Here is a 20,542-nt window from a genome sequence, read left to right on the forward strand (position 1 = left end):
TTGAGGTTGCCACTGGATTTGACCAGTGGCGTGTTATTAGATAGCGGTTCTGAGGAACCGAAATTGTTTATGCGTTGATGAATTCCTCCATGGTCTTGAGGATGATGGTCACCGAGATCGCGCCAGCATCAGGAAGTCCGAGAGTTTTTTCACCGAGAGTTTTTGCACGACCCATGGTTGCGATCATGTCTTTGGATGCTTCTTTGCCCGCTTCAGCCGCTTCAGCAACTGCTTTGATGGACTCGGAAAGTGGCTTGTCGATGTTTGCCTTAGCAGCTTCTGCAGCTGGGTGGAGCGCATCGATCATTGTCTTGTCGCCTGGCTTAGCTCCACCGCGGCTCATCACATCTTTGAGTGCCTGGCTGAGGAGGTGAGAAAGCTCGTGAGATCCGAAGAACTCCGCACCGTGCATGGTCTTGCCACCAGCGAGGTAGAGTGAACCGAAGACAACACCAGAAGCGCCACCCATGGTGGAGAGGAGTGCTGTGCCAGCTGTTTGATAGAGCTCACGGAGGTTTTCGAACTGAGTTCCTTCAACCTGCTTGGTGAGTGCTGTGAAGCCACGCTGCATACCGAGGCCGTGGTCGCCGTCACCGAGGTCACGGTCAGCCTGTGAAAGGATTGGTTCCGCTGCGATGATCTTCGCGGCGACGTTGAGAGCCATTTGCTGAGCTTGCTCAGTGCTGAGACCTTCAGTGGACTTGGAAAGGTTGAGAGCTTTCTGAGCGATTGCCTTTGCTTTCTTCGCTACGCCAGTGTTGGCATTGCCAGTTTTGGTCACTGTAGCAGTACCGCCTTTGATTGGGCCTTCCATCTTGGAGTAACAGAAGGATTCACATGGCATGGACCAGAGCTGCTTGAGCTCTTCGTCAACACGAGTGACGGAGAAGGAAACGCCAGCCATTTCCTGGCAAGTTACGTATGGTCCCATGACAACGTCAAAGATTTCGATGCCTTTTTCTTCGAGGTACTCAGCAGCTTTGCGCATGCACACGAGACATTCCATCATGGTGGTAGCTCCGAGTGAGTTGATGAAGAGAACGATTTCGTCGCCAGATTTGAGTGCTTCTACGTCTGCATCCTTTTCGTAATCTTCGAGGATGAGGTCGAGCATCTGAACGGTGAGTTCGTCAGCGGGTGGAAGTGGGATTTCGCCTACGCCAGCTTCACCGTGGATGCCCATGCCGAGACCAACCATACCAGGTTCGAGTTCGAATGTTGGCTTGCCTGTTGCAGGGATGGAGCCAGGTGCCATTGCTGCACCGATGGAGCGAGTCTGGAGGCATGCTTTTTCAGTCACAGCTGCGAGATCTTCGAGAGTCTCCGCAGTCTGTGAGGCTGCGCCTGCAAGCTTTACGATGGGGACGAGACCAGCGATGCCGCGGCGGTCTTTCTTGCGCTCAGGAGGAGCGGAAGCGATGTCGTCAGCGATGAGGACGGTTTTGACTTCAGCGCCTTCAGCTTCAGCCATTTCAGCGCCAACATTGAAGTTCATCACGTCACCGGCGTAGTTGCCGTAGAGGTAGAGAACGCCATTGCCGCGGTCGATTGCGGAAGTAGCTTCTTGGACGATGTTCGGAGCAGGAGCTGCGAAGATGTCTCCACATGCTGCGCCATCAGCCATGTTGGTGCCTACCATTGCGTGGTAGATTGGCTCGTGGCCAGCGCCACCACCAACGAGAAGGGAAACCTTGCCGTCAGGGATGTCGTTTTTAACGATGGAGCGAGTACCTACTTTGTAGCATTGGCCGTTGTAGGCTTCGACGAGACCTTCGAGGAGCTCGTCGGCTGCCTTGAGTGGGTCGTTTAGAAGTTTTGGTGCGAAGTTTGACATTCGAGTGGTGATTTGGTGTTTCTTGGTAAGTAAGCCCAGCCATCTGCGATGAGAAGAGCGGGGCTCACGTATGCCTGTGAATGGGTTAGATGATTCGGTCGTTGCCGCCGTCTACAGGGATTTGAGCTCCTGTGGTCTTGCCGAAGAGTGGTGATGCCATTGCGGATACCATCTGGCCAATGTTAGCGGATTTGATTTCTGTTTTGAGAAGGTTGCGAGTTTTGTACTCTTCCACGGTGAGTCCGTATCGCTCAGCGGAGCGTTTGAGGTTCTCAGGAGTCCAGAGTTTGGTGTCGAATACGGCGTCTGGGTGGATGATATTACAGCGTACTCCTTCAGGTGCAAGCTCTAGTGCGGCTACGCGGCAGAGTTGGTTGAGGCCGGCCTTCGCACAGGAGTACGAGGCAGCACCTGCGCCTGGTGCATTCACATTGCGAGAGCCAACGAGAACGATTGCGCCGTCGAGGCCAAGCTTGATGAATGGGATGGTCTCACGGAGGAGTTTCTGGTGTGAAGTGAGGTTCACTGCGAATGATTTCTCCCAGTTGCTTTGCTCGAGGTCTTCGAGGTAGGCTCCTGCAGTGAAGATGCCTGCGTTAGAGACGAGGATGTCGAGGCCGCCGTAGGTGCTTACGATTGTCTCAACGAGATCCTTGATTGCCGCGTCGTCAGTGAGGTTCGCTACGATGCCTAGGCCGCCGAAGGATGCCATGGCTTCTATGATCTCTGGGTTGAGGTCGGCACCGATGACTGTTGCGCCTTGAAGGGCAAGTTGCTCGGCACATGCAAATCCGATACCGGCTGCAGCGCCAGTGACGAGTGCTACTTTGCCTTGGTGTGGTGGCGTTGCGGCGTTGCCTTTATTGAGTTTCGCTTGCTCGAGTTCCCAGTATTCGATCTCGAAGAGGTCTTTGGCTGGAAGGGCCTTCCAGGCGCCGAATGCGTGTTCAGTCTTGAGAATGGTGTCTACGGAATGCTCTGCGATGTCAGCGATGACGTTCGCTTCTTTGAGTGTGGCACCGAAGGAAACCACGCCGTGGTTCTGCCATGCTGCCCAGCGTGGTGCTGTGTCGAGGATGGTTTCTTTGGTGGCGTGCTTGTCGAAGTAGCTGGTGTAATCCTTGCTGTATTTGGTAGCCGCTTTCTGCGCATCGCCGCCGTCGGCGAGGTAGAGTGGGAGGCGTTTGGTACGGATGGTGTGGTCCGGAGTGACTGGGCCTTTCTTGCAGATATTTGCTAGTTTGTCAGCAGCAGCGAATGCTGTGGCAGCTTTGGTTGTTGAAAGCTTGGCGATGCATGCAGTGCCGCGTTCGGTGGATACTGCCTTTCGCAGTGCTGCGAGACCGAGGAGGTCTGTGGAGTGCTTCGCTTTTTTGATTGGGTTGTCCTTGAGGTGCTTGGCAATGTATTTTTCAGCTTCTGTCACCTTTTTGATCATGAGATCGTAGGACTTCTTCGCGTCGTCGTCGAAGGTGAAGATGCCGTGATTCATGAGAATCATGCCGTCGTACTTGGAGAGGTCTTTGCCTGCGATTGCCTTCTGAACGGCCTTCGCGAGTACGAAACCAGGCATTACGTATGGCACGACAATCATGGAGTCACCGAAACATTCCTTGATGTGCTTCTTGCCATCTGGATTGTTGGTGAGTGCTAGGATGGCGTCGGCATGGGTGTGGTCCACATACTTGGATGGAATCACCGCGTGCACGATGGCTTCGATGGATGGGTTTGGCGCTGCTGGGTCAAGGAGACCGAGGCGCTGCTGCTCCACCATGTCGGCGTCTGAGAGTGTGTCTAGTTCGGCTAACTTGAGGAGTGTTTCCATGCGCACTGCAGGGAAGCCAGGTTTCTCGATTGTAGCCAAATCCCAACCTGAGCCCTTGACACAGAGGACTTCGACGAAGTTGCCAAAGAAGTCTTTGACGGTGGTTTTGACAGATGTGTTGCCGCCTCCGTGGAGGACTAGATCGGCTTCTTGGCCAAGCAGGCGCGAAGTGTACACGCGAAGTGCAAGGTCGTCATTTGCTGGTGCTTCAGCCTTGTCGTATAAATTTTTCATCGATTCAGTTGAGATGGTTAAAGATTCAATTATTGGGGGGTGAATAGAGGTTGGCGCCCCTCAGGCGAGGGGCGCCGAGTGTGTGTGGATGGTGTAGTTATTCGCCGAGAAGTGGGAGGAGCTGCTCCTTGCACCACTCACCATTTTGGATGGTGACTTCATCTGGGTGCTTGATTGCGTGCTCACATTCGTCTTCGCAAACGATCCAACCCTTGTAGTTGCGTTGGAGGAGGAATTCAGTGATCTGGTGGAAGTCGACCTTGCCTGAGCCCATTTGTGCCCATGGCTCGATGCCGTTACCAGAGAAGTCCTTGTAGTGGATGTGGTTGATGAGGTGCTGCCACTTGGTCATGGTTTGGATCACGTCCATACCGCCGCGGATGATGTGACCGACGTCCGGTGTCCAGCCAGTTGCCTCTGGGTCGAGTGAAGAAAGGACTACGTCGTAGTCTTCCTGTGTGCGACAGAGGGATGCTGGTGGTGAGTTCGGGTGGAAGGAACACTTGATGCCTTTAGCTGCTGCACGACGAGAAACCGCGTTCACGTTGTTCACGAGATTGAGGCGACGTTGCTGAAGGTTGTCCTTGCGGCCACTAGGAAGTGGTACTGTGCCGAGTGGTACGCCTGGGAAGTGCTCAGCAAGAGTTTCGATCGCCCAGTCAGCACATGCGCGCTCGGACTCAGTTTCCTCTGCTTGGTCCCAGCTACAGATGATTGGGAGCGCGATGAGTTCGACGCCAGCTTCTTCAAGGTCAGCCTTCATCTTTGCTGGATCGAACCAGTCACCCATCCAGTAGTTGTCGTATGGTTCAAGCACCATTGGCTCAATACCTTTGAGGCCTGCTTTTTTGATGACTTTGGCCATGTGAGCAAGCTTGTTGTCGTTGCCTTCGCCATAGCCGTCCATGAACCATGTGTACACTTGTGAACCGAATTTAATATCAGACATGATAAATTGTTATTTGTTAATAGTTGATTGTATTTCGTGCGGCTCTGGTGAGCCGCTTTTTTGATTTAGTTAGCGAGGAGCCACTCAGTGGTCTTCGCGTTGAAGGCGTCCATGTTCTCGAAGTGGAAGCCGTGTCCAGCATTGTCGTAGAAGTAGGTGTCGCAATTAGGGATTGCGTTGGCTACTTCGTTTGCCATCCAGAGTGGTGTGAAGATGTCATCGATGCCGCCAGTGACGTAGCAGGGCACCTTGATGTTTGGTAGCTCTGCCAGTGTGTCGTGGCTGGTGCATGCTGCGGCCTGAGCCTCGAGGCCGTGAAGCGGCTGAGGTGTTTGGTCGAGGTTGGCACCTTGTTGGCCTTCAGCGAGTGATGCGTAGCATTCTTTATTGTCCCAGAATGGCTTGGCGAAGATGAGTGTCTGGATGTAGTGCATGAATTCACCTGGGGTGAAGCGTGCCTTACAATTAGCCATGTGTTGGAAGATGCCCTTGGCGTAGTTGTCAGTGCGAGCCCATGTGCACATGAGGACTGCTGACTTAACTTTCTCTGGGTGACGGAGCATGAGTTGCTGGGCAATGATAGAGCCCATGGAGCAACCTACCACACGAGCGGACTCGATACCCAGTTCATCCATGAGTGCTGCGTAGTCGTCAGCCATCATGGCAGAGGAGTACGGGCCTTCAGGCTTGTCTGAGAGGCCGACACCGCGGTTGTCTGGCATGATGCAGCGGAAGTGTTTGGACCATTCCTCAGCGTGTGCTTCCCACACGCCGCCTGGAGCGGTGATACCCATGATGCAGATGAGTGGCTCGCCGGAGCCAGCTTCTTGGTAGTGCATCTGGATGCCATTTGCTGTTACTGTTGGCATAAAATTATGATCAAATGAGGTTGATTTTGGAGGTGGGTGAATGGCTCGGGTGAGCCAGTTCAATTAACCCACTGCGTTGCGCACTTTGATGGATGCTTCGAGGATGGCGTCCCAAGTCTTTGGTGACTCGAGAACGTCATTGTCGAACATGCAACCGTCCCAACAAATGTGCTCGATGCCGCGGTCTGCGTAATCCTGGAGCCACATTTCAGCACACTTGGTGATGTCAAGTTTGCCATTTGGATCGTCAGCTTGACAGTGGCGGCCAGTCTTATCGTGGTCGCCTGTGCCGTGCACGGAACCGTCGTTCTGAGCTACGTGGAAATCGAGTGTCCATGGACGGAGTGCGTCAGTCATGGTCTTGTATGCTGCCCAGAACTCGTCGTCGGAGTAGCCCTCTTTGAGGAGTGCTGCTTCTGGAGCGTTGTAGCCGAGAAGGTAAAGGTATGTGTGTGCGAGGTCAGCTTGGAAGCCTACGGTTTCAGGCATTCCTGTCGCTTCGAGAGTGTTTACCATGTGCTTCCAGGAGTGCATGCCACCCCAGCAGATTTCACCTTCAGCTGCGAGGCGTTCGCCGTATTGTTCAGCTACTTTACCAGCGCGCTGGAATGTTTCTGCAAGGAGCTTGGTGTTGCCAGCCTCGTCTTTCGCGAAGTCTTCTGGGCCGCCAGCGGAGTCGATACGGATGAGGCCGTACTCACGTGCGCCGTGGTCTTTGAGGGTTTGACCGATTTTAGCGGAAACTTCTACAGCTTTGACGAAGTTGTCGCGATCGTCTTGTGAGCCGAATGCACAGCCACCTACGGTTCCTGGCCAGATCGGTGCGACAAGCGAGCCGATTTTGAAGCCGCTCTCCGCGATTTGGTCGGCCATGCGGCGGATTTCGTCATCGCTTGCAAATGGATCGGTGTGTGGATGGAAAAGGAAAAGATCGACACCGTCGAATTTCTCGCCGTTTACTTCGGCGTTGCTTGAGAGCTCAAGCATGCGTTCGAGTGAGATTGGTGGGTGGTCAGTACCTTCTTCCTTGCCAACGAGGCCCGGCCACATTGCGTTATGTAATTTTAGAGACATAGCTTAGTTTGTATGGTTTTTTTGTTTGTGGTGATCGTTATCTATAAAAAAGAGGCGGTTGTCTTGTATGCCTCAGTTTGTTTTTTGTATGAAATCGGCAAATGGGTTTATTGCGCTTGGAGTCATTTAAGTAATTCTAACTATTGTGCGAAATCTTGGCGCGGTGGCGTTTGCGGTACTTGAGTGGTGTCTCGTTGGTGACCCTAGAAAACTCTCTACTAAAGTGACTTTGGTCGACGTAGCCGCAACTTGCGGCAATGTCGGCAAGGCTTTCATTGCTGTGGCTGAGTTTGTAGCAGGCGTCATGCACGCGCAAGTGGCGGATGTATTGCCTAGGTGTCATATGAAATTGTTTTTTGAACTTTCGCTCGAAGGCACTAACAGAAAGATGCGCTTGCTTTGCAAGCTCTGAAACTGGCAAATTCTCAGCAAATCTTGAGTGCATTGTCTTCAGTGGGGCGCCGAGTTCGGAGTGGATGTCGATGGCGGAGGTTCCGGTGGAGAAGGGGCGCGTGGTTCCGGCGATCGCAATGACTTCGCCGGTGGCATTGAATAGGGGGATTTTGGTGGTGGTGGACCAATCGACGAAACCCTTCCCTCGGGGGACTAGTTCGACTTTGTTGTAGAGTGGGGTGCCGGAGCGGATGACCTCGATGTCATCTTTCTCGTATTTGGTGTACTGGCTAGGCGGGAAGAAGTCTCGGTCCATTTTCCCGAGTAATTCTTTAGGGGAGTCGACGCCGAGTTTTTTTGCGAGCCGATAATTTGCTGAAACGAAGCGCAGATCGGTGTCCTTGACGAAGTAGAGGAAGCCCGGCAGGTGGTCGAAGAGTCCTTCGCCGTGATCAATGAGTTGGTGTTGTTCAAAGAAGGATTCGTCTTTGATCGTGCCCGTATTCATGATCTAACGTTTTTTGGGAAGGCGCTTCCCATTGAGGCGCGCTTCGATGAGGCTCGGGCAGGATCCCGAAGTTCTTAACTTTTCACAGTTGGCCTCGATGCGGATCGATTGTTGTTTTGGGCGAAAGCCCATGCGCCGTGTGATGCAGTCGTTGAGTAGCTCGATGTGTGAGTCTTCGAATTCAAGCACCTTGCCACAGTCGATGCAAATGAGGTGATTGTGGCTAGGGCTATCGTGGAAATTGGGGTCGTAGGTTTTGGTGTCTTCACCGAGATCGATCTCGTGGAGGAGCTTGGCCTCAAGTAATAGGTTGAGCGTGCGGTAAATGGTAGCGCGCGAGGCCTTGATGTTTGCTGATCGGACGCGATCCCAGAGTTCATCGGCAGTGAAGTGTTCGTCTTGGGCAAAGATGCAGGCCACGATGGCATCGCGCTGCGGAGTCTTGCGCAGGCCTTTCGACTTAACGAATTCGTTGAGTTTATTTTGAATCTCTTCTACCATTCGATCCAGAGCTTAGGAATTTTTTGTCACTTGTCCATCAGATGATGACTTTCGGGGTTGGTTTTTTTTGCTGATAGGTTAGATCCTATGCATGAGGAATTTGATAGCAGCTGTTTTGTTAGTGAAATCTTTCATTTTTTTAGCAGCCTGCTCGAGTGCTCCTGATGCTGTGGATGTTCGTGAATATCACTTGCGGGATTTGGAGCGTGTGAATCGTGATAACCCGATCATTCGAGCTGAGCAGCAAAAGCGGCTGCGAGGTGCGGTGTCATACAAAGAGCGCAGAGATCGCTTGGGGCAGTATTATTCTGTGAGTTGGAGTTTGCCACATGGTCACGGTAACAAAGATGTGAGAGTTGTGTTTCTGTATCAACAGGCTGACACTGGTCACGTGGTGTTGACGAAAGAGCAGCGGTTTACAAAGTCATCAGGGACTAAAACCTGTGAATTCATTTTTAATGGTGAAGAATATCGTGGAAAAGGGCGCGTGCTTTGCTGGAAAGTGGAGGCCTATGCGGATGGCGACTTGATCGGTAGCGAGCAATCTTATTTGTGGCGCGATAATCGTTAAATTTCCGCGTCAATGGATTGACGGCGGAGATTAATAGAGTATCATTAAGCTAATGCTAAAAGTTAGCAGTTCCAATAGTGAACACGACACACACAATATCCGCTGGTTCTATGCACTCACTTGCGTGGGTTAGCTGTGATGGCAAAGGAAGCTTCCTCAATAGCCTTAAACTCAAACAATGGGTGGAAGGGCAGATTGATAAAGGACTAAAGCATGTTGTGGTCGACTTGGACAAATGCACGGGAATGGATTCCACTTTTATGGGGACACTCGCTGGAATCGCGATGAAGCTCTGTAAAATCGATGGTGCGAAACTTGAGGTCGCCTTCGCCAACGGCAAAAACACTCAATCGCTCGAAGATCTCGGGCTCGATTGCCTCATGACCGTGAATCCAGGTCATCCATCGTGGCAAGATCAGGTTGCTGAAATTCGAGGAGCTCTCACACCATGCGGTGATCAGGGTGAAGGTACCAACCGCAAGCATGTCTACGAGGCGCACAAGACACTCTGTGATGCAGATGATTCGAATAACGAAAAGTTTGCCACGGTGCTCGATTGCCTCGAGCAAGAGCTTGCAGCTCAAGTCGAGCCTCGGCCACGTTCATAAATAACTTTTAGGTGGTGGAGACGTTGTTAGATTTTTGGCATTACATGTTGGATTCCGACAATGCTGTGGTCATCAGTCTCTTATTTAGTACGGTATTGCTGTATGCCTTATTGATCAATTGGCGTCGCACGCGTGCGAAGCTTGAGCGCTCAGAGGGGAAGATGGAGCTGATTGAGGTGGAGGAGCACCGGATGTTCGAGTTTTTGCACACCTTGGGGGTGGCGCTGGAGGAAGACCACTCTGCCTCGCGCCTGCACCGAGAGATTGTAGACGGCATCAACGCTGTTGTGATGTCGCAAGGTGCGGCATTGTATCTTATTGATAACAGCGGGCGATACTTGGTGCCGCGCGCCATTTCAGATGAATGCCCACTGTTGATTGGCCTGCCAGTTGAGGTGTTGAAGAAGTTTCAGGATGATGTGCGTGCTCTGAAGAGTCACGTTCGACTGAGTCGCGTGCCAGCTGGTGAGGGGATGTTGGGTTCTGTGCTTAGTTCAGGTGTTACTCAATCAGTTGTGGACGTGAAGAATCACGAGGCCTTCAAAGATGCCTTTGTTCAGTATACTGAAGAGGTTAAGGCCTTGGTGGCTCCCCTCAAATATGGAGGCAAAGACCTGGGGGTCTTGGCCGTGGCGCGCAAGGCTGATAGCCCAGATTACAGTGGGAATGAGTTTGATCTATTTAGCTCTGCAAGCGAGCAGGCTGCCTTTGCCTTGGGGAATGCGATGGTGCACCAAGAGGCGAATGAGAAGCGCAAGATCGAGGGTGAGCTGCGCAACGCGCGCGAAGTTCAGCAGGTGTTGTTGCCGAGTTCTCAGCCAAATGTGAAAGGCTACGACATCAGTGGGGTGAACCATCCGGCGCGCTTGATCAGTGGGGATTATTACGATTACATTGATTTGGGTGAGGGGAGCTGGGCGGTGGTGATTGCGGATGTTTCTGGCAAGGGTGTTGCTGCAGGTCTGCTGATGGCGATGTGCCGCAGCGTGCTCAGACTTGAGCTTGAGCGTACTGGCGACCCACTGGGTGCGGTACACCAACTCAACCGACAGCTGTATGCCGACATCAAAGAGGATTCCTTTATTAGCCTCGCGCTGTATGTGATATCCGAGCTGGACAATAGCGTGCAGGTGGTTCGAGCCGGTCACGATAAGGCGCCGTTACTACGGGCTGCTTCGGGTGAAGTCGAGTGGGTGAAGCCGCCTGGCTTGGCTATTGGTCTAGATGATGGCGAGGTTTTTGAGCGGGTGACGAAATTGCATCAGCTCGAGCTCGAGCCAGACGATATGCTTTTGCTATACACTGATGGGGTGACGGAAGCGCGAAACGAGCAGGACGACGAGCTTGGGGCTGATCCGATGGTCAATGTTCTTAGTCGGTATGCGCGCGATGGTTCTCAAACTGTGGTTTCGGAGCTTGAAAGCACCATCGACAAGTATGTGGGGAATGCGCTGCAGTCTGATGATATTACGATCATCGCGCTGCAGCGGAAGCTTTGATCGTGCTGTTTACTGTCATGGCGGCGAGCAATAACGCTCGAAATTCAAGTGGGACTGTGCATGGTGTTGGGTATGAGGATTGAGGTTCTGAATACGGGTTCTGAGTTGTTGTTAGGTATCACTCAAAACACTCATGCTGCGTGGATTGGTGGCGAGCTTCGCAAGCTCGGATTGCGGATCGCGCAGCAGACTACAGTGCCCGACGGAGATCCGGTACGTGATGCTATGAGAGATTCGGTGCAGCGTGCAGACGTCTTAATTGTGACCGGTGGGCTTGGCCCTACGAGCGATGACGTCACCCGCGAGGCGACTGCAGAGGCATTGGGGATCGAACTTATCGAGGACGAGCATGCGGTGCGTGTGATCAAAGAATATTTTTCCTCGCGTCAACGTGAGATGCCGGATTCCAATCTCAAGCAAGCATTGGTACCGTGTGGTGCTGAGGTGCTGCCGAATCCTAATGGTACAGCCCCTGGGGTATACGTGCCTCAGCGTTTGGGGGATCATTGCTGTGCGGTATTTCTCTTGCCGGGGCCACCGCGTGAGCTTCACCCGATGTACCACGCCGAGGTGCCGCACCGCCTGCGCGCGATAGCAGAGCTGGATGCGGACCATCTCATGCTTGAGCAAAAGGTGATAGGCGTGGGGGAGAGTGACTTGCACGAGGTGATTGATGCCACTTTACACCAGATCCCCGGCTTGGAGGTGGGTTATTGTGCTCGACCCTACGAAGTGGATGTGCGTCTGATTGGAGCCCAGGCTGCTGTAGAGCAGGGAGCGCAGTTGGTGCGCGAGGCATTTCCATCCCAGCTGGTCAGCGAAGATGGGGCGGGGGTACCTGAAGTGGTATTGCGCCAGTGTGTTGTGCGTGGCTGGAAGTTGGCCACTGCTGAGAGTTGTACGGGTGGCTTGATTGCGAGCATGCTCACCGATGTGGCGGGAGCATCTGAGGTGCTGACTCATGGATACGTGAGTTATGCAAACGAGGCGAAAGAGCAGCTTTTACATGTGCCGCACGATTTGCTCGTTGCTCACGGGGCCGTCAGTGAGGAAGTGGCCATAGCGATGGCTATCGGGGCGAAGAGAGATTCTGGCGCTGATATCGCGCTAGCAGTTACTGGTGTGGCTGGGCCAGGTGGGGGCAGTGAGGAGAAGCCGGTGGGCACTGCTTGGATGGCGGTCGTTGGCAAGAATGGAGAAACGTTCAGTCAAATGGTGATGCACCCAAAAGCGCGCACTGCGTTCAAGGAATTGGTGGCGTTGCGCGTTCTCGACTTCCTCAGGCTGCGATTGCTTAGCTAGATGTGCTGTTAAGAACCAGCCGGCAATAGGGTGTCCATGGCTGCGGCGAGTTGTGCCATTTTCGCTTCATTAGACCCAGCGTGATGAGGTGCGGCAAAGCGTGCGCTGTCATTGTCGTAGTATTTGCCGCTGGCATCTGCGAAGTCATCCGAGAGGCTTGCTTTGACAATGATTTCGGCGCCGATGCGGAGGTCTTTGCCTTCCATGCCAAAGGCAGCTTTTACCATCTTGCTGCCCAATAAAGAGGCGGGGTTCACCGCCACGAAGACGGGGCCTTCTGGGTGTTGAAGGGCTAGGTGACGGGTCCACATGGTGATGGCTAACTTGCTCTGAGAGTAGGCTTCCATCTCGGGTAGATGGTGGTTTCCGCGTAGGGCTTCTAGGTCGACTTCTGACTGCGCGGCGGAAGAAAGATTCACCACGCGCCCGTCATTCGGCATGATTGGGAGCACCTTCTTAGTGAGCAGGTAGGGAGCCAGCGTGTTGACCACAAAGCGCAGGTCTAGATTGTCAGCGGTGATGGGGTTGTCGGTTTTGAGGACTCCAGCATTGTTGATCAGTATGTCGATGCGCTCTTGCTCCGCGAGGAGGCGATCACCCATGGCGGCTACTTGCTCTAGGTCTGATAGGTCAGCCAAGTACGGCGCGGCATCAAGTTGGCTGTTGATCAGGCGCAGCTTTTCTAGCAGGGCGTGCATGCGCTCTTCGCTACGACCATGTAGGAGGAGTTTGTGTGGCGTTTCTGCCAGTATCCTCGCCGTGGTTGCACCAATGCCATCTGTGGCACCCGTGAGTAAAATCACCTTTTGCATTACACGATCATAGCATGTCTGAGGATTTGGTGAAGACGTAATTCTCAGATCCTCAATTAGGTGTCAGCGAAGTTCGAGGTGGATCGAGTGGCTGCCGGGAAGTTGTCCATTAGGTGAATGGCTTTGTGCTCAGTGAGGAGTAGATGGATTTTTTGTGATTTAGCAGCCAACGATGGCCGCAGGATCACACATACATCGGGGCCATTCTGCGCCAGTAGTAGCCGCGGTGGGCGCGGTCCTGCCATTCGTGCATGCGGTGGGGCACGGCTTTTTCGTTGAGCACCCGGCAGAGGTAATGGTTGTTGCCCAAGAATGGGTCTTGCTTGCCGCAGACGATGACGATGTCCATGGCGCGCATCGCCTCGAGCCGGTCATGGCAGTCGAGGTTCTTGAGGTAGTGCACTGGGGTGTTGTAGTAGACCGTCTCATCGTAGTGGCCTTCTAGCAGGTCGTTGAAGTCATCGGCTGCTTCGGTGAGGTTGTAGCGACCCGAAAAGACGCAAAGCTTTTGGAACAGGTGGGGGTGCTTGAAGGCGATGTTGGCGGCGAAAAAGGCGCCGAGGCTGCAGCCGTGTGAGATCGTGCAGCGGTGCGGGTTTTTCATCTGCATGAAGGGCAGAACCTCATTGAGGATGTATTCTTCGTACTCGACGTAGCGTTGCACCCGTCCGGTGGGATGCGCCCAGAAGCAATAGAAGCTCTCGCTATCGATGCCATCGATGCAGAACAATTGCAGCTGGCCCGCCTCGATTTTATGGCGCAGCGATTCGGTGATTCGCAGCTTTTCGTATTCGTAGAAGCGGCCGCCGCGCGTGGGGAAGACCAGCACCTTGGCCCCCGAGTGGCCGAACACCAACAATTCCATATCGCGGCGCAGCCTTGGGCTCCACCACTTGTGATATTCGCGATTCATTAGAGATCTTTGAAAAAGGATTCGAGCCCATGGAGTAGTTTCTGCTCTTCCTCCTCTTGCGCCGGGTAGTCCATGTGACCGGCGCTGAGGGTGAACAATTCCTTGGGGCCGGCGAGCGCGTTGTAGATGGCAAATTGCCCCGGTGGGGTCACCACTGGATCTGCTAGCGCGCATGCCACATGCACTGGGATCTTGATGTGCTTCGCCGCCTGCGCCGCATCGAACCACTGCAGGGTGTTCTCCACCAGCTGCGGTTCCTTTTTGTGCAGTGCCTGCACGCTGGCTCCGCTGCCCATGGTTTTGAGCTGAAGCCGCAGCATCTGGTGGCCGAAGGTGGGGACCTTGAAGTGCGCAATCTGCACCCGGTTTTCCCAAGCCAGCGCCATGGCGCCGACACCGCCACCAAAGCTGCTGCCGAGGTAGCCGATGTGGCCCTCGAGCTCGGGCTTCAGGCGCAGCAACGCGCTGACCGCCAGCCAGAGGTCCTCGACACAGCCGCGCAGGATGTAGCGCTCAGGCTTGTGGATGTCGTGCAGCACATGCCATCGCGGCTCGTCTGAAATTGGCGGATGCGCGGAGCGCCCGATCCCTCGTGCACAGGGGAACAGGATCGCTGCATCTTTGAAAGGAAGGTGGAAGTCTGGCTCGGTGCGGCCGCCGTAGCCGTGGCCCACAATCAAGCCGCGCTTGACCCGCCCGGACTTGGGCAGAAGCAACCAACCACCAATCTGTACGTCGTCTGTGGAGCGGTAGCTCATGTTGAACACCTGCCAGTCGCCCTGGTCGTATCCCGCATCTTCGATGCTCGGATGGGGGCTGAGCTGCAGCGCCTCCTCGCGCCAAGCCAGCCACATCTCAGCATAGCCCGCAGGCTCGGCAGGCACCTTGACGCCGAGTAGTTCATCGAGGTCAAAGCGATGGCTCGGGCGGATTCTCTTGCTTGCTTGTTCCATCTCCATCAATCGTGCGCTAGTTTCAACACCATCACTCTAGCACAATCAATGCCTGTCCGGTCACAGAATCGACAGGGAGTATTCAGGGTAGGTGGTGACAGGCCGGATCCATATTCAAAAAAATCACCCAGCACCCGGGGGCTCGTGTTGGAGTGGCTCGGGTGTGGGTGATGTTTGTCTGTCTTCGGTTTAGAGGCTTTCTAGGAAGCGAACGAGATCTTCAATTTCTTGGGGGCTCAGCTCGAGCGGGCGGATGTCGGTGTCGATGTCACGCGCTGTATTTCGGCCGGCTTGGTTGTAGGATTCGACGACTTCTTGGAGCGTGGCGACACTGCCATCGTGCATGTATGGAGCGGTTTGCCCGACGTGACGCAGGGAGGGAACTTTGAAGAGCTTGAAGTCGCGGCTACGACCTGTCTGTCTGGCGCGTCCAGTGTCGGCATTTTGCACGATACCATTGGCGCGGAAGCTTTCGTCGGTGAAGTTCGGGCCATCATGACAGCCGCTGCATCGCGCCTTGTTCATGAAGAGGTCGAGCCCGCGCAATTGTGAGGCATCGAGCGCGTCTTCATCTCCCGCCCAGTAGCGGTCTACGGCTGCTTCAGGCGAGAATTGTGTGGCCTGGAAGGATCCGAGAGCAGCAGTCAGGTTGGCCGAGTTTGGTGCTTCATTGTAGACCTCCTGGAAGCGCTGTGCGTAGTGGCTGTCTGAGGCGAGGAAGGCGATCGCTTCCTCCATGCTCAGGTTCATCTCGTGGCTTGCTTCGATGGGGATTTGAGCCTGCTGGTCGAGTCGTGCGGCATTCCCTCCCCAGCCTTGATGGGTGGAGAATAGGCGGTTGAACAAGTGCGGGGTGTTGCGATCCCCAAGTCCATTTGGCTCATTGCTTTGTGCGAGAGCGCGGCCATCGGTAAATGTCTGCTCTGGCACGTGACAGGTGGCACAGGAGGTGGAGCTTGCGCGCGACAAGCGGGTTTCGAAGAATAATTCCCCACCGAGTGCTGCAGCGGCGCTGCTGAAGCGATCGACATCGATGGCCTTGCTGCTGAGTTGCTCAAAGTGCGGTGGAATCAGCGCCTGTAGCTCGTCTGAGGCTGGCTCGGCGAGGTTGACATAGGCATTGTGGGCAATCTCGTAGTGTTGGCGTTCAACATTGGAGAGCTTGACTTCATCGATGATGAATAGTCCGTCGCTATCGCGTGGTCCAATGCTGACTTCGCCTGAGAAGTTTAAATCTCCTAGCTCGGCGGCATTGCTTTGGGCGATGACTTGAGCGTCTTGGTAGAGCGTGATCATTCCTCCTGCTTGGTAAGTCACGGCGAGGTGGACCCATTGGTTGTTCGGCACGCTATTGTTGCCGCTGACGCTGAAGCTTTCTCCGGCGGTATTGCGAAGCGTGGCTTGTGCTTGGCCGTTGTTGCCTAGGCCGACTTCAAGTAATCCATCGATGCTGAACATGCGGGTGCCTGAGTCTAGCACGCGGACGAAGAAGTCGACGGTGAACCCTTGGTCTAGGGTGTCCCAGCCTCGGTTCTTTTCGACCCGTACGTAGGAGCCAGGAGGGAAGTAGATTGCTTGTCCGTGGCGGCCTACGATGCTGTCTTGGTTATTGTACTCTAGTGGGAATCTCGCGCCTACCATGGTACCATTGTTGTCATTGCCAGAGGTGTCTGGGGTGCGCGTTACTTGGTAGTTGCCATCGCGGTTGAGCATCTCATTCATGCCGAAGTAGAGCACGTGGTTGCCATCGAGGAAGTCATTGAAGCCAACTTCCGAGTAGTCTTGGGAATTGGATCCAAAGATCGGGTATGCTGGGCCACGCACTGAGTAGGGGATGGCAAGGTCTTTGACGTCCTTGAAGGGCGACCACATGGTGGTGAATGCTCCGGGTGAGGAGACAAAGAGGCGGGTGCTGCGGTGACGGAACGGGTTGATTGGTCCATCGATGTGGCGCAGCAAGCCGCCAGTCCAGCGCCCTGTCACAGTGGTGCCGGTGCGGCGACCATTCACACCGTCACGTGAGGCTTGGTAGAATAGCTCAGAGCCATCGCGGCTGATCCATGGGTAGGCTCCCTTCACTAGGTCTCCTGTGTTGTATGTATTCCCTTCCGCATCGCGCAGTGGTTGCTGGGCGAGTGGGTAGCGGATCTGGAATGGTTGCCCAGCGATGTCGCGGTCGCGGTCGACGTGATACATGTCGGCCACTGAGCGCACGGTACTCCAGTTCTGAGTGGCACCAGGTGTGGGGTTCCAGCTGTAGACTAGGTTGTCGATGCGACCATCATTTGATGGGTGCCCTTGGAAGATGATGAGGCGGCCATCGATGGAGATGCTGGGCTCGATGCCTAGGAAGTCGGAACCATTGGTGTAGGTGTACTTCTGGAACGAAGTGGTGAAGCGGGCACTACGTACGCTAGCATCTGCGGTGTTGGGGTTCTGTACCACGATGGTGGCGCGTCGGTGCCCCATGTGCTTGTTGGTGCCAAATTGTTCCGTAGTGTGGATGACCAAGGCCTTGTAGGTGAGAAATTCACCATTGGCGACAACGTTGCCTGAGGCGTCTGAGGGATGTGGGTTTGCACCATTGAAGGCAGGATCGGGTACGATGCCTAGCCAGTTCACGTGATGTGCTGAACCGTTGCTGACTTCAATGTGCACGCGCGATGATGCAGCGCTATTACTGAAGGCGTTGCTGAAGTTTGGCGCGCCATCGCTATCACGGGTGATACGCTCAGGGCGCAACACACTAACTACCCAGCCGGAGCTGATGGTGCGGATGAAGACGCGTCCATCCCAAGTTTCTGCATGGCCATTGCCATTGAAGCGTGAGTTGATCGGGCGCGATGGCACGATGGGGCGTGTGTCATTGAGCGAATAGAGCGCTGCATCAGGGCTGGAGAAGCGTCCTGAGCTTTGAGTCGTGTCGAGTTCATTGTCGGGCTCAGGCTCCTGAGGGTTGAGTACAATGACCTGACGGCGCACGGTGAGGGCCGCATTGCCGGCGGCGTCGGTGACGTCGTAGCTCAGGGTGTAAGTGTTGGGTGTTTGGGTGTCAACGCTGCCGCCCACGCTGATGGCTCCGCTGAGGTCGCCATCGACGTTGTCGTTCGCGCTAGCACCTGGGTCCACAAAGCTCTCGCCTTGGTTGATTGTGACCACTGCATTGCCTGCAAGGGTGATCACGGGAGCGACGATGTCGAACTCACCGGGGTCGCCATTCACCCACCATGCCAAGGACTCACCGTGGAAGAGTGCGAGCATGCCAGAGTCCATGAGCTCGAGTTTCGGGCTGCTCCCCATCACTTGGTTTGCCCAAATGACCTGACCTGTGCTGTCACGCAGTACGAGGTTGCCATCGTTTTGCATGGTGAGACGGTCGGCGTCTTGGCCACCAGTGCCAGCAGACCAGAGAACGAGGTTCTGGATGGCATCGCGTAGTTGCAGGTCGCCAGTGTTATCCAGTCCAAAGGTGAATTGGCTATTGTCGGAGATGAGTAGGTCTCCGGTGTAGAGGCGTTCATTGCCGAGAAGTTGTCTGGTAGATGAGCCAGAATCGTTCAGGCTATCTTCGACCAAGATGGTGCGTGTGATGGTGGTGGCTGCATTGCCGGCGGCATCGCTGACGTTGTAGTTGATGCTGTAGCTGCCACTATTTAGGGTGTTGACGCTACCGGTGATGCTGATGGCGCCAGTGAGGTCGCCGTCCACATTGTCGGTGGCTGTGGCTCCTTGTTCTGAGTAGTTGCCTCCGCGTGTGAGGGTCACAGTTGATGCGCCATTGAGTGTGATGGTAGGGGCTGTGGTGTCGGCCACTACGATCTCACCGTTTTGCCACCACACGGCTTGTTCGTCGTGGTAGAGCACTAAAACACCTTGATTATTGAGTTCGAGGCGTGCGGTGATGCCGCTGGCATCTGTGCCGCTGGCCCAGAGAGCTTGACCTGCGGTGTCGCGAATGACGAGGTTTCCATCGCCCTGCAGGCGCACGCGGTAGGCATCGCCGTTGCCGCCTAAGTTCCAAACTTCCGCATCGAGTTCGCGATCTGTGATACTCAGGGTGCCGTTGTCGAGCAGCTGGAGGATGAAGCGGCCGTTCTCTGAGATCAATGGTTGGCCGACGAGCAATTGATCGTTGCTCAATAATTGGGGGGTGAGGGTGCCAGAGTTGTTGCTTGGTGCCACGACTTCCACGCTGCGAGTGAGCGGTGTGGCGGTGTTCCCTGCGGCATCGGCAACTGTGTAGGTGATCGTGTAGCTGCCGTAGCTGAATGAATCTACGAGGCCACTAGATTCAATGTATTCGGAGAGATCGCCGTCGGTGTCATCTTCCGCGGTGGCCCCTGCGTCTTGATAGCTTTCGCCGCGTACGATGCTGATTTGATTTTCGCCAATCAGGCTCAGGATGGGAGCGGTCTCATCGGGTTCAGGTGTTAGGGCATTGGTTGACCAGACAATTTCGTCGTCTTGGAGGATGGTGAGAGCTCCATCATTTTGTACCACCAAGCGCGGGATGCCAGAACCCATGGTCTCCGATGACCACAGTGCCTGTCCTACAGCATTTCGGAGCACGAGGTTGCCGTCATTCTGAAGTTTGAGACGCGTGGCTCCGACGCCATCAGTGCCTGAGGCCCAGACCACGGTGGCATTGACTTGGTCGCGGAGTACGAGATTTCCGTCGCCTTGGAAGGTGAAGCGAAATGTACCATTGGCAGAGTACAGGCGCTGGTTTAGCTCGAGGCTTTCATTGGCTCCCAAGCGATCACGGTAGCGGCCCATCATCCAGACTGGGGTGTCTCCATCAAAGAGTACGAGGGTGCCGTCATCAAGCAAGTAGACGCGTGGAGCGGCTTCGGTGGTCGTTTGGCTATTCCAGAGCGGTTGGCCGAAGTCATCGTAGAGAGCGAGTTCACCATGCTGGTGTAGGATGAATTGCGAAGCGGTGCTGCCCTCGGTGTTGGTGGACCAGAGGACTTCGTTGCTGTTGCGGTCGTTGAGTACCACATTTCCGTCAGCATTGAGGCTGAGTGCGAATTGATTGCTCATGGCGATCAAGGACTCTCCTTGAATCAAAGAATTTCCTCCAGCTAGGGCGTCAGTCCATGGACCAGTGGGGAATCCTGGGCCAGCCACTTGCCAGACTTGGCGTCCGTCGTGACTTAGGACGAGATCCCCATTCTTTTCTAGGCTGAGCCTCGGAGCGCCCGTGCCTACTGTGCTGCTATCCCAGATGGCTGAGCCCGAGTTGTCGCGAAGTACAAGGTTGCCATCGCCTTGCATGTAGAGGGTGTTGCCACCGCTTTGTTGCGTCTGGCTGGACCAATAAGCGGCTCCTGATACTTGATCGCGCAGCACGAGGTTGCCGTCGCCCTGAAGCTTGAAGCGATATCGAAGATTCAGCGATTGCAGGTACTCATTTTGTGTGAGTCTCTCATTGCTGAGGAGTTGGGCTTGCTCTTCAGTGCTTGGTAGAGACTGAGCTTGCGAGTAGTCAGTGCACAGAAGGCCAGGAGCGCAGAGCCAAAGCGCTCTACTCAATGTGTTGTGTAGGGTTTTCATGGGATTTTAAATATCTGATTAAATTCATAAAATAGATGAATTTAATGCATGATAGGTATGTAGGGTGTTAGACCAAAACATAAGCTGTGTTATAGGTGAAGCGTAAAGTTGATCTTTTTTGTGAATGTGTTCGGAGTGCGC

15 protein-coding genes are annotated in these 20,542 nt (G+C 54.5%); 4 read left to right on the forward strand and 11 right to left on the reverse strand.

All coding sequences use genetic code 11. The features are described from left to right. Positions 1-67: 67 nt before the first annotated feature. The 7 genes from dhaL to F454_RS0108765 form a co-directional block, all read right to left on the reverse strand. Positions 68-1,834 carry a dihydroxyacetone kinase subunit DhaL gene (dhaL, locus tag F454_RS16120; RefSeq protein ID WP_018970270.1) on the reverse strand — a complete coding sequence of 589 codons (1,767 nt, stop codon included), beginning with the start codon at positions 1,832-1,834 and terminating at the stop codon, positions 68-70. Between the two features lie 85 nt (positions 1,835-1,919). Next, complete coding sequence (locus tag F454_RS0108740; protein WP_018970271.1) at positions 1,920-3,893, reverse strand: bifunctional aldolase/short-chain dehydrogenase; 1,974 nt, start codon at positions 3,891-3,893, stop codon at positions 1,920-1,922. A 97-nt stretch (positions 3,894-3,990) separates the two neighbouring features. Further along, positions 3,991-4,842 carry a sugar phosphate isomerase/epimerase family protein gene (locus tag F454_RS0108745; RefSeq protein WP_018970272.1) on the reverse strand — a complete coding sequence of 284 codons (852 nt, stop codon included), beginning with the start codon at positions 4,840-4,842 and terminating at the stop codon, positions 3,991-3,993. A gap of 65 nt (positions 4,843-4,907) precedes the next feature. Next, positions 4,908-5,711 carry an alpha/beta fold hydrolase gene (locus F454_RS0108750; protein ID WP_026292806.1) on the reverse strand — a complete coding sequence of 268 codons (804 nt, stop codon included), beginning with the start codon at positions 5,709-5,711 and terminating at the stop codon, positions 4,908-4,910. A gap of 63 nt (positions 5,712-5,774) precedes the next feature. Further along, the gene (locus tag F454_RS0108755) at positions 5,775-6,785 is read right to left on the reverse strand and encodes a sugar phosphate isomerase/epimerase family protein (protein WP_026292807.1); all 1,011 of its coding nucleotides are present in this window, start codon (positions 6,783-6,785) and stop codon (positions 5,775-5,777) included. 136 nt (positions 6,786-6,921) lie between these two features. After that, entirely contained in the window at positions 6,922-7,686 is a 765-nt protein-coding gene (locus F454_RS0108760; RefSeq protein ID WP_018970275.1) for an AraC family transcriptional regulator, read from the reverse strand. A gap of 3 nt (positions 7,687-7,689) precedes the next feature. After that, complete coding sequence (locus F454_RS0108765) at positions 7,690-8,187, reverse strand: Fur family transcriptional regulator (RefSeq protein WP_018970276.1); 498 nt, start codon at positions 8,185-8,187, stop codon at positions 7,690-7,692. Positions 8,188-8,308: 121 nt separating this feature from the next. On the opposite strand from F454_RS0108765, the gene F454_RS0108770 reads away from it, so the two are divergent. The 4 genes from F454_RS0108770 to F454_RS0108785 all read left to right on the forward strand — a co-directional run bounded on the left by F454_RS0108770 (position 8,309) and on the right by F454_RS0108785 (position 12,167). Beyond that, positions 8,309-8,758, forward strand: coding sequence for a hypothetical protein (locus F454_RS0108770; RefSeq protein ID WP_205619011.1), 450 nt, complete (start codon positions 8,309-8,311; stop codon positions 8,756-8,758). Between the two features lie 110 nt (positions 8,759-8,868). Next, positions 8,869-9,366 (forward strand): STAS domain-containing protein, encoded by a 498-nt coding sequence (locus tag F454_RS0108775; RefSeq protein WP_018970278.1) that lies wholly within the window; start codon positions 8,869-8,871, stop codon positions 9,364-9,366. Positions 9,367-9,380: 14 nt separating this feature from the next. Beyond that, positions 9,381-10,865 carry a PP2C family protein-serine/threonine phosphatase gene (locus F454_RS0108780; RefSeq protein WP_205619012.1) on the forward strand — a complete coding sequence of 495 codons (1,485 nt, stop codon included), beginning with the start codon at positions 9,381-9,383 and terminating at the stop codon, positions 10,863-10,865. Between the two features lie 72 nt (positions 10,866-10,937). Beyond that, positions 10,938-12,167 (forward strand): CinA family nicotinamide mononucleotide deamidase-related protein, encoded by a 1,230-nt coding sequence (locus F454_RS0108785; RefSeq protein WP_026292808.1) that lies wholly within the window; start codon positions 10,938-10,940, stop codon positions 12,165-12,167. 8 nt (positions 12,168-12,175) lie between these two features. Here the strand turns inward: F454_RS0108785 and F454_RS0108790 are convergent, their stop codons facing one another. The 4 genes from F454_RS0108790 to F454_RS14715 form a co-directional block, all read right to left on the reverse strand. Beyond that, the gene (locus F454_RS0108790) at positions 12,176-12,979 is read right to left on the reverse strand and encodes an SDR family NAD(P)-dependent oxidoreductase (protein WP_018970281.1); all 804 of its coding nucleotides are present in this window, start codon (positions 12,977-12,979) and stop codon (positions 12,176-12,178) included. A 184-nt stretch (positions 12,980-13,163) separates the two neighbouring features. Next, positions 13,164-13,892, reverse strand: a complete 729-nt coding sequence (locus F454_RS0108800; RefSeq protein ID WP_018970283.1) for an esterase family protein — start codon at positions 13,890-13,892, stop codon at positions 13,164-13,166. Beyond that, a complete protein-coding gene (locus F454_RS0108805) occupies positions 13,892-14,851 on the reverse strand; it encodes an acetylxylan esterase (protein WP_018970284.1) in 960 nt (319 codons plus the stop codon). The genes F454_RS0108800 and F454_RS0108805 overlap by 1 nt, the downstream gene beginning before the upstream one ends. A 183-nt stretch (positions 14,852-15,034) precedes the next feature. Next, positions 15,035-20,401: an immunoglobulin-like domain-containing protein gene (locus tag F454_RS14715; protein ID WP_018970285.1), complete on the reverse strand. Its 5,367-nt coding sequence runs from the start codon at positions 20,399-20,401 to the stop codon at positions 15,035-15,037. Between the last annotated feature and the right edge of the window lie 141 nt (positions 20,402-20,542).

The sequence above is a fragment of the Rubritalea marina DSM 17716 genome, from assembly GCF_000378105.1.
Taxonomy (GTDB): Bacteria; Verrucomicrobiota; Verrucomicrobiia; order Verrucomicrobiales; family Akkermansiaceae; genus Rubritalea; species Rubritalea marina.